This window comes from Actinomadura coerulea (assembly GCF_014208105.1).
Taxonomy (GTDB): Bacteria; Actinomycetota; Actinomycetes; order Streptosporangiales; family Streptosporangiaceae; genus Spirillospora; species Spirillospora coerulea.
Genome location: NZ_JACHMQ010000001.1, coordinates 4,825,316 through 4,839,529, shown reverse-complemented (window position 1 = coordinate 4,839,529; position 14,214 = coordinate 4,825,316). Strand labels below are relative to the sequence as shown.

Annotated in this window: 15 protein-coding genes; 11 read left to right on the top strand and 4 right to left on the bottom strand. The window is 71.1% G+C overall.

Going from position 1 to position 14,214, the window contains the following annotated elements:
* The first annotated feature begins 94 nt into the window (after positions 1-94).
* The 9 genes from BKA00_RS22210 (at position 95) to BKA00_RS22170 (ending at position 8,641) form a co-directional block, all read left to right on the top strand.
* The gene (locus tag BKA00_RS22210) at positions 95-1,654 is read left to right on the top strand and encodes an acyl-CoA synthetase (protein WP_185027903.1); all 1,560 of its coding nucleotides are present in this window, start codon (positions 95-97) and stop codon (positions 1,652-1,654) included.
* Positions 1,644-2,609: a Zn-ribbon domain-containing OB-fold protein gene (locus BKA00_RS22205; protein WP_230298660.1), complete on the top strand. Its 966-nt coding sequence runs from the start codon at positions 1,644-1,646 to the stop codon at positions 2,607-2,609. The genes BKA00_RS22210 and BKA00_RS22205 overlap by 11 nt, the downstream gene beginning before the upstream one ends.
* Positions 2,609-3,649 (top strand): thiolase domain-containing protein, encoded by a 1,041-nt coding sequence (locus BKA00_RS22200; protein WP_185027901.1) that lies wholly within the window; start codon positions 2,609-2,611, stop codon positions 3,647-3,649. The genes BKA00_RS22205 and BKA00_RS22200 overlap by 1 nt, the downstream gene beginning before the upstream one ends.
* Positions 3,642-4,799 (top strand): thiolase domain-containing protein, encoded by a 1,158-nt coding sequence (locus BKA00_RS22195; RefSeq protein WP_185027900.1) that lies wholly within the window; start codon positions 3,642-3,644, stop codon positions 4,797-4,799. Before BKA00_RS22200 ends, BKA00_RS22195 begins: the two co-directional genes overlap by 8 nt.
* A gap of 18 nt (positions 4,800-4,817) precedes the next feature.
* Positions 4,818-6,386, top strand: a complete 1,569-nt coding sequence (locus BKA00_RS22190; RefSeq protein WP_185027898.1) for an acyl-CoA synthetase — start codon at positions 4,818-4,820, stop codon at positions 6,384-6,386.
* Between the two features lie 238 nt (positions 6,387-6,624).
* Positions 6,625-7,095 (top strand): MarR family winged helix-turn-helix transcriptional regulator, encoded by a 471-nt coding sequence (locus BKA00_RS22185; RefSeq protein ID WP_185027896.1) that lies wholly within the window; start codon positions 6,625-6,627, stop codon positions 7,093-7,095.
* Positions 7,096-7,121: 26 nt separating this feature from the next.
* Positions 7,122-7,700 carry a hypothetical protein gene (locus BKA00_RS22180; protein WP_185027894.1) on the top strand — a complete coding sequence of 193 codons (579 nt, stop codon included), beginning with the start codon at positions 7,122-7,124 and terminating at the stop codon, positions 7,698-7,700.
* Between the two features lie 6 nt (positions 7,701-7,706).
* Positions 7,707-8,372, top strand: coding sequence for a hypothetical protein (locus tag BKA00_RS22175; RefSeq protein ID WP_185027892.1), 666 nt, complete (start codon positions 7,707-7,709; stop codon positions 8,370-8,372).
* On the top strand, positions 8,369-8,641 hold the full coding sequence (locus tag BKA00_RS22170) for a DUF6406 domain-containing protein (RefSeq protein WP_185027891.1): 273 nt from the start codon (positions 8,369-8,371) through the stop codon (positions 8,639-8,641). The genes BKA00_RS22175 and BKA00_RS22170 overlap by 4 nt, the downstream gene beginning before the upstream one ends.
* A gap of 91 nt (positions 8,642-8,732) precedes the next feature.
* Here BKA00_RS22170 and BKA00_RS22165 read toward each other — a convergent pair whose 3' ends face one another.
* Entirely contained in the window at positions 8,733-9,233 is a 501-nt protein-coding gene (locus BKA00_RS22165; protein WP_185027889.1) for a hypothetical protein, read from the bottom strand.
* A 305-nt stretch (positions 9,234-9,538) separates the two neighbouring features.
* On the opposite strand from BKA00_RS22165, the gene BKA00_RS22160 reads away from it, so the two are divergent.
* Entirely contained in the window at positions 9,539-10,069 is a 531-nt protein-coding gene (locus tag BKA00_RS22160) for a pyridoxamine 5'-phosphate oxidase family protein (protein WP_185027887.1), read from the top strand.
* Positions 10,070-10,079: 10 nt separating this feature from the next.
* Here BKA00_RS22160 and BKA00_RS22155 read toward each other — a convergent pair whose 3' ends face one another.
* The 3 genes from BKA00_RS22155 to BKA00_RS22145 are packed head-to-tail and all read right to left on the bottom strand — an operon-like array spanning position 10,080 to position 13,426.
* Positions 10,080-10,655 (bottom strand): TetR/AcrR family transcriptional regulator, encoded by a 576-nt coding sequence (locus BKA00_RS22155; RefSeq protein ID WP_185027885.1) that lies wholly within the window; start codon positions 10,653-10,655, stop codon positions 10,080-10,082.
* 15 nt (positions 10,656-10,670) lie between these two features.
* Positions 10,671-12,788, bottom strand: a complete 2,118-nt coding sequence (locus tag BKA00_RS22150) for a YhgE/Pip domain-containing protein (protein ID WP_185027883.1) — start codon at positions 12,786-12,788, stop codon at positions 10,671-10,673.
* 17 nt (positions 12,789-12,805) lie between these two features.
* On the bottom strand, positions 12,806-13,426 hold the full coding sequence (locus BKA00_RS22145) for an ATP-binding cassette domain-containing protein (protein ID WP_230298659.1): 621 nt from the start codon (positions 13,424-13,426) through the stop codon (positions 12,806-12,808).
* Between the two features lie 362 nt (positions 13,427-13,788).
* Between BKA00_RS22145 and BKA00_RS22140 the strand changes: the two genes are divergently transcribed.
* Complete coding sequence (locus tag BKA00_RS22140) at positions 13,789-14,160, top strand: DoxX family protein (RefSeq protein WP_185027881.1); 372 nt, start codon at positions 13,789-13,791, stop codon at positions 14,158-14,160.
* The last annotated feature ends 54 nt before the right edge of the window (positions 14,161-14,214 follow it).

Below are 14,214 nucleotides of genomic sequence, written 5' to 3'. Positions count from 1 at the left end.
AAACGAGAACGTGATCTACTTTGGCTGCCGGGCCCTCGCAGCGGGTGCCGGTGCTCTGTGCTCTGTGTGCTCTGTGCTCACGTAGGGAGATCCGATGGGGTCATTGGGCTTTTGGCGGCTGGCGCAGGCCGATCCCGAGTGGGTCGCCGCCGTCGATCCGGACGGGACGCAGCACGCCGCGGGCGACCTGCTGGCCCGCGCGAACCGGCTCGTCCACGGCTTGCGCGCGCTGGGGCTGGAGAAGGGCGACGGCATCTGCGGCCTCGTCCCGAACGGCGCGGACGGGGTCGTCCTCTATCTGGCGGCGCTCCAGGCGGGCTGGTACTACACGCCGATCAACTGGCACCTGACCGGCCCGGAGATCGGCTACATCGTCGCCGACAGCGAGGCCAAGGCGTTCTTCGTGCACGAGCGGTACGCCGCCGAGGGCGCGCGGGCGGGCGAGGAGATCGAGGCGCACCGGCGGTTCGCGTTCGGGGAGGTCGAGGGCTTCCGGCCGATCGCGGAGCTGGTGGACGGGCAGCCCGACACCCTGCCGGACGACCGCAGCAACGGCGCCACGATGCACTACACGTCCGGGACGACGGGACGGCCGAAGGGCGTGAAGCGGGCGCTGGCCGGGCTCGACCCCGACGACAGCGCCGAGCTGATGACGTTCCTGCTCGGCATGTTCGGCATCCCCCCGGGCCGCCCCGCCGGGGGAGAGCACCAGGCGCACCTCGTCACCTCCCCGAACTACCACACGGCCGTCACCCAGTTCGGCGGGACGGCCCTGCAGATGGGCCACACGCTCGTCTACATGGACAAGTGGGACGCCGAGGAGACCCTGCGGCTGATCCAGGAGCACCGCGTCAGCAACACCCACATGGTGCCGACGCACTTCAAGCGGCTGCTGTCGCTGCCGGAGGACGTCCGGTCCCGGTACGACGTGTCGAGCATGAAGTGGGCGATCCACGCGGCGGCGCCGTGCCCCGTGCCGCTCAAGCAGCAGATGCTCGACTGGTGGGGCGACTGCGTCTGGGAGTACTACGCGGCGACGGAGGGCGGCGGGACGATCGCCAGCCCGGCCGACTGGCGCGCCCACCCCGGCACCGTCGGCAACGCGTGGCCGATCAGCGAGCTGCTGGTCGTGGACGACGACGGCGAGCCCGTCCCGACCGGGACGCACGGCACGATCTACATGAAGATGGCCGGCGTCGAGTTCGAGTACAAGGGCGACAAGGAGAAGACGGAGAAGAACCGGCTGAAGGACTTCTTCACCGTCGGGGACATCGGGTACCTGACCGAGGACGGGTTCCTGTTCCTGTCCGACCGCAAGGCCGACATGATCATTTCGGGTGGCGCGAACATCTACCCGGCCGAGATCGAGAACGAGATCATCCTGCATCCCAAGGTCGGGGACGTCGCCGTGTTCGGCATCCCGGACGAGGAGTGGGGCGAGCAGATCAAGGCCGTCGTGGAGCCCGCCGAGGGCGTCGAGCCCGGCCCGGCGCTCGCGGAGGAGATCCTCGCGTCGCTGGAGGGGCGGCTGGCCAAGATGAAGTGGCCGAGGTCCGTCGACTTCATCGAGGCGATGCCCCGCGAGCCGAACGGCAAGCTCCTCAAGCGCAAGCTCAGGGACCCGTACTGGAAGGACCGCGACAGTGCCATCTGACACGGCGCCCGCAGGCGCCGACACCGGGCTGCCCGAGCCGAACCACGTCCTGGAGTTCCCCGGCGGCTACACCCGCTCGGTCGGCCCGGTGATCGGCCGTTTCTTCAGCGAGCTGCGCGACGGGCGGCTGGTCGGCGTCCGGACGGCGGACGGCAGGGTCCTCGTCCCGCCGTCGGAGTACGACCCGCTGACCGGCGAGGACGTGACCGGGGAGTTCGTCGAGGTCGGACCGGTCGGGACGGTCACCACCTGGTCGTGGGTGGCGCGCCCGGCCAAGGAGCACCCGCTGGACCGCCCGTTCGCCTGGGCGCTGATCCGGCCGGACGGCGCCGACACCGCGCTCCTGCACGCCCTCGACCTCGGCGTCTTCGATGAGGGGGCCAAGCCGCCGAAGTTCCTCAAGACGGGGATGCGCGTCCGCCCTCGGTGGCGGGCCGAGCGGACCGGCGGCATCGGCGACATCGAGTGCTTCCAGCCCGAGGTCACCATGATCAACGCGCCGACGCGGCTGGAGTACCGCCTGAAGGGCGGCCAGGCCCTGCGGCGCTTCCTGGAGGGCATGTCCGAAGGCCGCATCCTCGGCCACCGGTGCCCGGTGTGCGAGTCGGTCATCGTCCCGATGAAGGGGCTGTGCCCGCGCGACGGCGTCCCCACGACCGAGGAGGTGGAGCTGCCCGACACCGGCACCGTCACCACCTTCGCGGTCAACAACATCCCCGACCCGCGCGCGCCCGAGGTGCCGTTCGTGTCCGCCTACGTCCTGCTGGACGGCGCGGGCCTGACGATGCTGACGCTCGTGGCGGGCATCCCGGCGGACCAGGTCCGGATGGGCATGCGGGTGAAGGCGGCGTGGCGGCCCCGCGAGGAGTGGGAGCGGACGATGGGCAACATCAAGTGGTTCGAGCCCGTCGACGAGCCCGACGTCCCCTTCGAAGAGATCAAGGACTTCATGTGATGCCTCGTCCCGTGGCCGTGGTCGCGTTCGCGCAGACCGAGCACAGCGGTGAGGACCGGGGGATGGCCGAGATCGAGATCCTGGCCCCCGTCATCACCGAGATCAAGGAGCGGACGGGCCAGAAGCAGTTCGGCTTCACCTGCTCCGGATCCTGCGACTACCTCGCCGGCGCCCCCTTCGCGTTCGTGTCGGCGCTCGACGCCATCGGCGCCTGGCCGCCGATCTCCGAGAGCCACGTCGAGATGGACGCCGCCTGGGCGCTGTACGAGGCGTGGGTGAAGCTCCAGCACGGCGACATCGACACCGCGCTCGTGTACGGGTTCGGGAAGTCGTCGCAGGGCAACCTGCGCGCCGTCCTCACCCAGCAGCTCGACCCGTACCACCTGGCGCCGCTCGGCATCGACGCGGTGTCCCTGGCCGCGCTCCAGGCCCGCGCCTACATGGAGCGGTCGGGCGCGAAGGAGGACGACCTGCGCGCCGTCGCCGCGCGGTCCCGCGAGGCCGGGCGCGGCAACCCGTTCGCGCTGCACCTGCCCGAGCCGGAGGGCGACGACTACGACGTCGCCCCGCTGCACCCCTACGACGTCGCGCCCGTCACCGACGGCGCCGCCGCGATCGTCCTCGCGGCGGGCGACCGGGCCCGCGACATGTGCGAGCGCCCCGCGTGGATCACTGGGATCGACCACCGCACCGAGCCGCACGCGCCGGGCGTCCGCGACCTGAGCCGCTCGGACTCGGCCCGCGTCGCGGGCGAGCGGGCCGGCGCGACCGGGATCGAGGTCGCCGAGCTGCACGCGCAGTACACGCACGAGGAGCTGATCCTGCGGGAGGCGCTCGGCCTGGGCGAGGACACGGCGGTCAACCCGTCCGGCGGGCCGCTGTCGGCGAACCCGATGATGGCCGCGGGCCTCATCCGGATCGGCGAGGCCGCGGCCCGCGTCCACGACGGGTCGGCGTCCCGCGTGCTGGGGCACGCCTCGTCCGGCCCCTGCCTCCAGCAGAACCTCGTCTGCGTCCTGTCGGGAGAGAACCATGGCTAACCGTTGCGCGATCATCGGCGTCGGGCAGACGGCGTACAAGACCAAGCGGCTGGACGTCTCGATGGCCGGGCTGCTGCGCGAGGCGGCCCGCCGGGCCCTGGAGGACGCCCAGCTGACCTGGAAGGACATCGACGCGGTCGTCGTCGGCAAGGCCCCCGACCTGTTCGAGGGCGTCATGATGCCGGAGACGTTCCTTGCCGAGGCGCTCGGCGCCGCCGGCAAGCCGGTCATGCGGGTGCACACCGCCGGGTCGGTCGGCGGCTCCACGGCGATCGTCGCGGCCGGCCTGATCCAGGGCGGCGTCCACGACCGCGTCCTCACGATCGCGTGGGAGAAGCAGTCGGAGTCGAACGCGACGTGGGCGCTGACGGTGAACTCGCCGTTCACGACGTCGCTGGTCGTGGGCGCGGGCGGCTACTTCGCCCCGCACATCCGCGCCTACATGCGCCGCTCGGGCGCCCCCGACCACATCGGGACGCTCGTCGCGGTCAAGGACCGGCAGAACGCCCTCAAGAACCCCTGGGCGCACCTGAAGATCCCCGGCATCTCCCGCGAGATGGTCGAGTCGACGCCGATGCTCTGGGAGCCGATCCGCTACCTGGAGACCTGCCCGTCCTCGGACGGCGCGTGCGCGATGGTGCTGGCCTCGGAGGACGCGGCGAAGAAGGCCCCGGCCCCGCCCGCGTGGGTGCACGGCACGGCGATGCGCTCGGAGCCCATGCAGTTCGCCGGGCGCGACACCGTCAGCCCGCAGGGCGGCAAGGACGCGGCGGCCGACGTCTACCGGCAGGCCGGGATCTCCGACCCGCGCCGCGAGCTCGACTGCGCCGAGGTCTACGTCCCTTTCTCCTGGTACGAGCCGATGTGGCTGGAGAACCTCGGGTTCTGCGGCGAGAGCGAGGGCTGGAAGCTCACCGAGGCGGGCGCGACGGCCATGGACGGCGACATCCCGTGGAACCCGTCCGGCGGCGTGCTGTCGTCCAACCCGATCGGGGCGTCCGGGATGATCCGGTTCGCCGAGGCGGCGCTGCAGGTGCGCGGCCAGGCGGGCGAGCACCAGGTGGACGGCGCGCGCCGCGCGCTCGGCCACGCCTACGGAGGCGGAGCCCAGTTCTTCGCCATGTGGATCGTCGGCAGCGACAAACCCTGATTCCCGGAGGCCCGTCCGATGGAGTTCAACCACGCTGACCTGTTCGAGGGAGTCGCGGACGCGATCGGGGACCGTCTCGCGCTGGTGTGCGGCGACCGGCGCCTCACCTACGCCGAGCTGGACGAGCACGCGAACCGCCTCGCGCACCATCTGGCGGACGCGGGCGTCGGGCCCGGCCAGCACGTCGCCGTCCAGCTCTACAACGGCGTCGAGTACGCCGCCGCCCTGCTGGCCGCGCTGAAGATCCGGGCCGTGCCCATCAACGTCAACTACCGGTACGTGGAGAGCGAGCTGCTCTACGTGTACAAGGACTCCGACAGCGTCGCGCTGCTGTACGACGTGGAGTTCGAGGACCGCGTCGCGGCGACCGTCCCGCAGGCGCCCGCCCTGCGGCACCTCGTCGCGGTCGGCGGCGAGCCGTCCATCCCGGGCGCGGTCGCCTACGACGAGGCCCTGAGGGACGCCTCCGGCGCACGCGACTTCCCGGCGCGCTCCAAGGACGACCTCTACATCATCTACACCGGCGGGACGACCGGGATGCCGAAGGGCGTCATGTGGTCGACCGAGCAGATGCTGCTCGCGTTCTGGAACCCCACCTACCCCCGTCCGGCCAGGCCGGAGGACGTCGTCGAGAACGCCCGCGGCGGCGGCCCGATGACCATGATGCCGGTCGCGCCGCTGATGCACGGCGCCGCCCAGATGGCCACCTGGATCGCCTGGTTCATGGGCGCGACGCTCGTCTACACGCGCAAGTTCGACGCGGCCGACGTGTGGCGGACGATCGAGCGGGAGAAGGTCAACTCGCTGACGATCACCGGCGACGCCATGGCGATCCCGATGGCCGAGGAGCTGGCGCGCGGCGACTACGACACCTCGTCCCTGCTGGCCTACGTCTCCACCGGCGCGATCTTCACCGGGACGGTCCGCGACCGCATCCAGAAGCTGCTGCCGAACACGATGATCCTGGACCGCTTCGGCTCGACCGAGTCGGGCTCGACGGCCGAGGCGGTCGCCGGCTCCACCCCGGAGAAGGGCCTGCGGTTCGCGCCGGACGTGGAGAACGTCACCGTCCTGGACGACGCGTTCCAGCCCGTCAAGCCGGGATCCGGCGTGATCGGCCAGGTCGCCCGCACCGGCTACATCGCGCAGGGCTACTACAACGACCCGGAGAAGACCGCCAGGACGTTCCCCATGGTGGACGGCAGGCGCTGGCTGCTCACCGGTGACATCGCCACGGTGGAGGAGGACGGCTCGATCGCCGTGTACGGCCGCGGCTCGCAGGCCATCAACACCGGCGGCGAGAAGGTGTTCCCGGAAGAGGTCGAGGCCGTCCTCAAGGGCCACCCCGCCGTCTACGACGCGGTCGTGACGGGCATTCCGGACGAACGCTGGGGCAACCGCGTCGCGGCGGTGATCCAGCCCTCCGGCGCGGAGCCGTCCTTCGAGGAGCTGAACGAGCACTGCCGCAAGGAGCTGTCGGGCTACAAGGTGCCGCGCGTCTACGCGTTCGTTGCGGAGATGAAGCGCTCCCCGGCCGGCAAGGCGGACTACCGCTGGGCGAAGCGGGTGGCGGAGGAGGCCAGATAGAGGTCGGCCCCGAATCTTCGTGGGATCCGGGGCCAGCACAGGACCTCTGTTAGTGGTCCTAACAAAAGCCAGGGTAGGCGCCGTCCGGCGGTGGTGCGATCATTGGACGGTGTCGGCTGCGCCACACGCCGCTGCCGTCCCGCCTGGTCCCGCCCGGGGCGGGTCGATAGAATCTCCCCCAGAGATGCTCTTGAAATGAGTGTCTCTCCATGAGAGAAAAAGGGAGAGAGGTCAAGGCGTGTCGACCCCGGAGCGCGAGCGGATGGCGGGCGAGCTGCAGATGGCGATGCAGCGCAGCACGATGTTCATGGTGCTGCTGCACCATGCCACCGCGAGCAAGGCGGGCATGAACGTCACCGACGCGCAGTGCGTCAACGCGCTGACGCTGGACGGCCCCCAGACGCCCGGCCAGCTCGCCCAGCTCATGGGCATCACGACCGGCGGCGCCATCACCGCCGTCATCGACCGCCTGGAGCGCGCCGGCTACGTCCGCCGCACCCGCGACCCCGACGACCGCCGCCGCGTCATCGTCGAACTCGTCGAGGAGAACGTCGCCCAGTTCGCCCGCTACTTCGAACCGATCGGCCGCGCCTTCCGCGACCGCCTCGACACCTACACCGACGACCAGGTCGCCGTGCTCCTCGACTGGATCCACCACAACAACGAGACGATGCCGACCGTGATAGAAGAAATCCGCAAACTCCCCTGACCCCGCCCGGCGGAAGGGCTGCAAGCGTGGGCATCGAGCACACCAGCAAGACCGACACCCATGAGGAAGCCGTCGACGGTTCGACACCACAGGCCCAGAAGCCGGTTCTGCGGCCCGACAATCCCGGCTCCCCGGACCAGCCGTCCCGCCTGCAAAGCCTCGCGCGCGCCCGCGAGCCCGTCCAGCCGCGAAACGACGCGCAGAACACCGACGAGGAGCCGGCCGAGGCGGCCCCAGAGGACGAGTCCATGGAGCAGGGCCTCCTCGCTGCAAGCGCAGAGGATGATGACCTGGCGGCCTGGATGGCCGCGGCCGAGCGGATCCTCGGCAAGCCAGACCCCGCAGCGCCCGAGGTCAAAGAACCCGGGAAGGACGCTGGGGAGAAGATCGAGGTAGTGGCCGACCGCCTCGAAATTCCCGCCGACCTCAGCGACGAAGTTGAGTACGGGCGCCCTCTAAGGAAGAACAAGGACGGCGACCAGGACGAACTTCCGCTCTTCGATGGAACGCCAAAAAGAGCGGACGCGCGGCAGGGCGTGCTCGGTGACTGCGGCGTCATCGCTGCGATCGGAGCCGTGGCCGGAACTGCGCCGGAGAAGATTTAGAGTTCAGTGCGGGAGAACGATGACGGTACCGTCACCGTGGCCTTGCATGAGACAAAGTTCAAAGACAGCGACAGTGCAGTCCCCACCGGCCGTGTCATCGATGTCACGATCTCAAAAGATCTTCCGGTCCACATCGGTGACCCGGGGCAAGCCGCCTTCGCGCGATGTACGGTCGCCGGAGTGACCTGGCCCGGGTATATCGAAAAAGCCCTGGGTGCCGTGGACGAGACCTGGCCGCCCGACCGCGGTCAGAACCCCTTGCTCGGCAATGCCGCCGAACGCGGCTATGCCCGCCTCGACAAGGGGACGAGAGCCTGGACCCAGGCCGAGATCCTCACGCAGTTGACTGGTCGACCGGCGCGCGTCGACCGGTTGAACATCGACACCGGCCCCGAGGCCGCCGCAGACAATGAAGCGGTCCTCGGCCGCCTGGTCGAAGCCGGGCGGGCGACCCTGGTCTCGACGGTGCCGGAATTCATGCAACGGGCGGATTTTCGTAAGTACAACCTCAGATGCCAGCATGTTTACGAGTTGGTTGGTGTTGAGGACGGCACGGTCATGCTGCGTAATCCCTACGGCCACAAGCATCCTGACCCGGTGCCGGTCGCGGAACTCACGAATCACTTCAACAGCTATTACGCTGCGCTCGAAGGTGAAACCGGAGGACGATGAGGATGGAAGGCATTACGGAGCATCGGATCAAGCCGAATCGTTTCTACACGATCGGGGTGGCAGGGTTCGATGTCGCGACGGTGAAGCGCCTGGATCCGCCCGAGGCAGTTCTTGGTGTCTCCATGGAAGAGACGGGAGAGGAGTTCGAGTACGTACTCCGTCCTGGCGACACGTTTCCGGTGGCTGACCAGACGTGGCAGGTCGTGGAGGTGCTCTTCCCCGACGACGCCGACTGGGACTGGGAAGTACACGTCCGCCGAATCCGTTGATCAGGCGCCCCGCCCGGGGCACCCCCGAGCCTCCCTCAAGGATGCTGCCCCGATCATGCGAGCCGGGTGAGGGAAGCGCCGGGAGTGGGGGTTACTGGGTTTCGGTGATGCGGGTGGCGGTTGCGCCGGAGAAGCGGACGCTGGCGTTGTGCGGGGCGGCCTTCACCCACTGGTCGAGTCCGTCGACGGAGCACTTGCTGACGTCGGGCGGGGTGGGAGTGCCGTTGGGGCAGGTGCTTCCGGCGACGTACACGACGGTGTCGGTGGCGGTGAAGAAGGCGACGCCGCCGACGGTGTACTTGCCCGGCGCCAGGTAGCGCAGCGGCCCCCACTTGGTAGTGATCTGCTGGCCGCCCTGCTGCGCGAGCGGGGTGTGCCGGCTGCCCGGGGTTCCCGAGCCGCCCGAGCCCTGCGGGGTCGAAGGACCGCTCGGCGTGGACCCGCCCTCCGGCGTGGATGACTCGCTCGGCGCGGGCGCCGAGCTCGCGGGGGAGGAGGGCGCCGCCGCGGAGTTGCCGTCGCCGCTGCCGCCGCAGGCCGTCAGGCCGAGCGCCAGCGCCGCCGCCATACCGGTGATCACGATCTTCCGCATGGGTCCTCGCTCTCGTTCTCGGTGCGCGATCTCTCGTGTCGCGCTCTGCGGGATGAGATGCGGTGCGGCCCGGCGCGGGTTGGCGCGGCGGGACGTGATCAATCCGACCGGCCGCTCCCCGAACTCGCGGCCGGCCGCGGCCGTCCGGATGTCCTGGCGGCATCGGGAAGTTCGCGCGGAGTCGCCGAACTTTCCGCATCCGGAGAAAGCCTGACGGAAGGTGTCAGGTTTTGGGGGGAGGGTGGGGGCACCGGCCAGTGCTGGGGGATGAAGTGTGGACCGGACCCTTCGGACTAGGACTCGTCATGCGTGAAACCAGAGAAGAACTCATAGAGCTCCAGGCACTTCTGGACGATTCGCTTTCCCGCTCCACCGCGCATCTGCGGTCGATCATCAATACCGAGAGGTCGTTGACGGCGGGGCAGCTCTGCCAGGTGCTCACCGGCATGTGCACGCTGGCCCTGTCCACGGTGACCGCCAAGGGGGAGCCGCGGATCAGTGGGGTGGACGGGCACTTCCTCCACGGGAAGTGGCACTTCGGCACGGCGCGCGACGCGGCCAAGGCCCGCCATCTGGCCGCCCGTCCCGCCGTCAGCGCGGCGCACATGCGGGGGGAGGACCTGGGCGTGTTCACGCACGGCACGGTGGAGATCCTCAACCCGCCGGACGGCGAGCCGGCCCGGGACTGGCCGGAGCTGCTCGCCTACCTCAAGGGTTTCTACGGCGGGGACGCCTTCGACTGGGACAAAGAGATCGTCTACTACCGCCTGCACCCGCACTGGATGGCCGCCTACGCGCCCGACGCCGCCAAGCTCACGGAGACGTCCGGCCCCTGACCCGGCCGCATCAGCTGGTGAGGCGGCCTCGGAGGAGGGCGAGCAGGGTCGCCTGGACGTCGTCCAGGGAGCGGCCGGGCTGGAGGGCGCGCCAGTCCAGGGCGACGGTGAGGACCATGCCGAAGACGGCGGAGGCGGCCGTGCCGGTGTCCAGGTCGGAGCGCAGGTCGCCGGCGGCGACCGCTTCGCGCAGGACGTCGGCGACGACGCCGATGGCGCGCTCGCGGATCAGGCGGGCGGCGTGCTGCCAGTCGCCGCCGGCCCGCCACGTCTCGGCGATCAGGAGCCGGGCGAAGGGCTCGTGCTCGCCGATGAACGCCAGCTCGGCGGCGACGACGGCGTCCAGCGCCTCCAGCGGGGGACGGCCGGACGCGGCGTCGCGCAGGGCGGTGGCGAGGCGGTCGACGCCGTACTCCAGCAGCGCCGCGAACAGCGCGGCCTTGCTGTCGAAGTTGTAGTAGACGGTGCCCTTGGCCACGCCGGCGCGCTCGGCGATCTGGTCGACGGTCGTCGCGGCGAGCCCGCTCTCGGCGATCAGCTCGATCGCCGCGGTGAACAGCTTCTCCCGGGTCGCGATGCGGGCCACGTCCCCTGCCTCCGATCAGAGCTTCAGTGCCGGGTGCAGGCGCTTCACCGTCCAGACCCGGTTGTGCCGGACGGCCAGGGCGGTGAGCGCGAGCCCCCCGGCCAGGAAGGCGGCCAGCACCGCACAACCCTGCCACACCGAGGACAGGTCGCCGCCGCTGATCAGGTGCCGGACGGCGTCCACGACCCACGGCATCGGCAGGTACGGGCGGACGGCCTGGAAGAACGCCGGGCTCGTCTCGATCGGGTACGTGCCGGCGGCCGAGGTGAGCTGGAGCATCAGGAGCGCCAGCGCGATGATCCGGCCGACCGGGCCGAAGCGGGCGTTCACCCACTGGATCACCGCGAGGAACGCGGCGGAGGCGAGCGCGAGGAACGCGACGAGGCCGGGCCAGTGCTCGGCGCGCAGGCCGAGCGCGAAGTGCAGGACGGCGAGGACGACGCAGGCCTGCGCGGCGCCGATCGCCGCGGCGGGCAGCCAGCCGGCGAGCGCGACGCGGTGGCCGGGCGCAGTGCCCGCGAGCGCGCGCGGGTTCAGCGGGCGCAGCAGCATGTAGACGATCATGCCGCCGACCCACAGGGAGAGGGGGACGAAGAACGGCGCGAACCCGGTCCCGTAGTTCGGCACCGCGTTCTCGGTGGCGCTGGCGAGCCGCACCGGGTTGCTCATCATGTCGTCGCGTGCGGCGCGTTCCCCGGCGTCGTAGTCCGGGATCCGGGAGGCGCCCTGGTTCAGGCCGTTCGCCAGCCGCTCGTTGCCGGTGGAGATCTGCGCGAGGGCCGTCTCCAGCGTCACCGCGCCGCCGGACAGCTGCCCGAGGCCGCCCCGGAGCTCGCCCGCCCCGCCCGACAGGACGCCGAGTCCGCTGGTCAGCTGGGACGAGCCGGAGAGCAGTTGCCCCGCGCCCGCGTTGACCCGCTGGGTTCCGGCGTTGAGGCGGTCCACGTCCCGGCGCGCCTTCTCGACCTTGGCGGCCAGGGAGGGCGCGTCCTTGGCGATCTTGCGGGCGGCCCGCTCGACCGCGCGGGCGTCGGCCGCGACCTTGCGCAGGTCGCCGGTGTGGTCGCTGACGTAGCCGTCCACCTGCTTCGCGACGGTGACGACCTGCGCGGCGGCCCGGGTGAGGTCCTGCCGGACGTTCGGCGGCACTTCCGGGTGGGCGGCGAGGCGGGCGTTCAGTTCGGCCTGCGCCTTCTCCGCCCGTTGGACGGCGGCGCCGGTCTGGGCGGGCAGCCGTCCGGCGCCGTCGGCGAGGGCGTCCGCGCCCTGCGCGACGGCGAGCGCGGCCTGGCGGATCTCGGGGGCGTTCTCCCGCAGCAGCGGCACGAGGGTGTCGCCCGCGCGGTCGACGGTCGTGGTCAGCCGCTGCATTCCGGCGGCGACCTGGCCCGTTCCGGTGCGGAGCTCCTCCAGGCCGGAGGTCACCTTGCCGCTGCCGGCGCGGGCCTCGTCGATGCCGCCCTTCAGCTTGCCCGCGCCTGCCTCGGCCTTGCCGGCGCCTTCGGCGAGTTTGCCCGCGCCGTCGTGCGCCTGGCCGGAGCCCGCGGCGAGCTTGTCCGCGCCCTGAGCCGCCTTGCCGAGTTCGCCGTGCAGCTTGCCGAAGGAGAGGAAGATCTGGTCGAAGTAGCCGCGCACGGCCTCGCTCCCGGCGGCTGCGCTGATCTCCTTGAACGCTGCCTGGGCGAGCGTCCCGACCACGTAGTTGTTGGCGTCGTTCATCTGGAGCCGCAACCCGGCCGGTGCGGGCGTCCCGTCACCGGACGGCGACGCGATCCGGGCGCTGAAGTCGGCGGGGATCGTCAGGGACATGTAGTACTTCCCCGATCGGACGCCCTCCTCGGCCTTCGCCGCCGAGACGGTGCGCCAGTCGAAGACCTTGCGCTTCTTCAGCTCGTCCGCCAGGTCGGCCCCCGCGTGGACGTTCTTCCCGTCCGCCTTGGCGGGCTTGTCCTGCACGACGAGCGCGACCGGAACGTGCTGGAGCCGCGCGTACGGGTCCCAAAAAGACCACAGGTAGAGCCCGGCATAGAGCAGCGGAAGCAGCACGAGCCCGGCCATCGCGACGCGGGTCAGCCGGTTGCGCTGGAAGCGGCGCAGCTCAAGGCCGCCCGAGGTCAGCGCGGGAAGTCTCATCGGGGGGATCTCCTCGGCTAGAGCGGAAGTGCGTGCGTGGCGAGGCCCTCGGCGGGCGCGGCGTCGTGGCAGGACGCGATGACGGTGACGCCGCCGGCGGCGATGCCGGCCAGGCGCCGCCACAGGTCGTGCTGCCGGCCGGCGGGCAGGCCCTCGTCGACGTCGTCGAGCAGGAGCAGCGCGGGATCTCCGGCGAGCGCCAGGGCGGCGCCGAGGAGCTGGGCCTCGTCGGGCGCGAGTTCCTCGGCGAGCGTCCCCGGGGCGACGTCGAGGCCGACCCGTTCGAGGGTCCGGCGCCTGCGGGCCTCACGACCGCGGAACCTGCCGAGGACGCCCTCGCGAAGCGCGAGCGCCTCGTCGAGGTGCTCCCGGACGGTCAGCGCCGGGTCGAGTTCGGTCACCCCCGGCACGATCCCGAGGGCCGCGACCCGCTGGATCCGCCTGAGCCCGGTGGCCCCGCCCACCGCGACCGTGCCCTCGGCGGGCCGCATGCGCCCGGCGAGCGTGAGCAGCAGCGCGGTGCGGCCGGTGCCCGCGATGCCGCTGACGGCGACCAGCGCGCCTGCCGGGACGTCCAGTTCGACGCCGCGGAAGACCCAGCCCCGCGCGCCCTTCACCCCGAGGTCCCGCGCCCGCACGGACGTACCGCGTGCGGGCGCGGGACCGGCTCCGGGGCGGCCCCCGCCAGCCCCTGAGCCGATCGGGCGGGGTCCAGGGACGGGCGCCGCGGTCCCCCCGGCCACGGCGGCCGCCCCTGGAGTCTGGTGTTCGGACGTCATCGCGACCTTCCGAAGAGCCTGAATTTGAACTGACTGGTCAGTACAAACGTAGCTCCGCTACGAACATCGCGAATCCACTCGAACGGTGACATCAGACACGTGACCCCCACGACTCAGGTCACACAGAACAGCGCAGTGATTTAAGTCACAAACGCCACATCCGTCTAGGGAGTCGGCGCGGTCACTATTGGACGACCTGTCTCATCTGCCAGACTTCGGGGATGACCGAGTCGTCACGCGCACACCGCATGCTGGCCGCGCTCATGGCCGGGATGGGCACCCTCCACCTGGTCGCTCCGAAGCCGTTCGACGCGCTCGTCCCCGAGCGGCTCCCCGGCGGCGCGCGGACCTGGACCTACCTCAGCGGCGTCGCCGAGCTGGCCTGCGCCGCGGCCGTCGCGCACCCCCGCACCCGCAGGGCGGGCGCGCTCGCCACGGCGGGCCTGTTGGCGGCGGTCTTCCCCGCCAACGTCAAGATGGCCCGTGACTGGCGCCACCGCCCCCTGCCCCTCCGCGCGGCCGCCTACGGCCGCCTCCCGCTCCAGGCCCCCCTCATGGCCTGGGCGCTCCGTGTGGCCCGCCAGGCCGCCTAGGCCAGTCGACTTGCGGCGTGTTGCCCTTATCCGCGCTCGCAAAAGGGCAACACG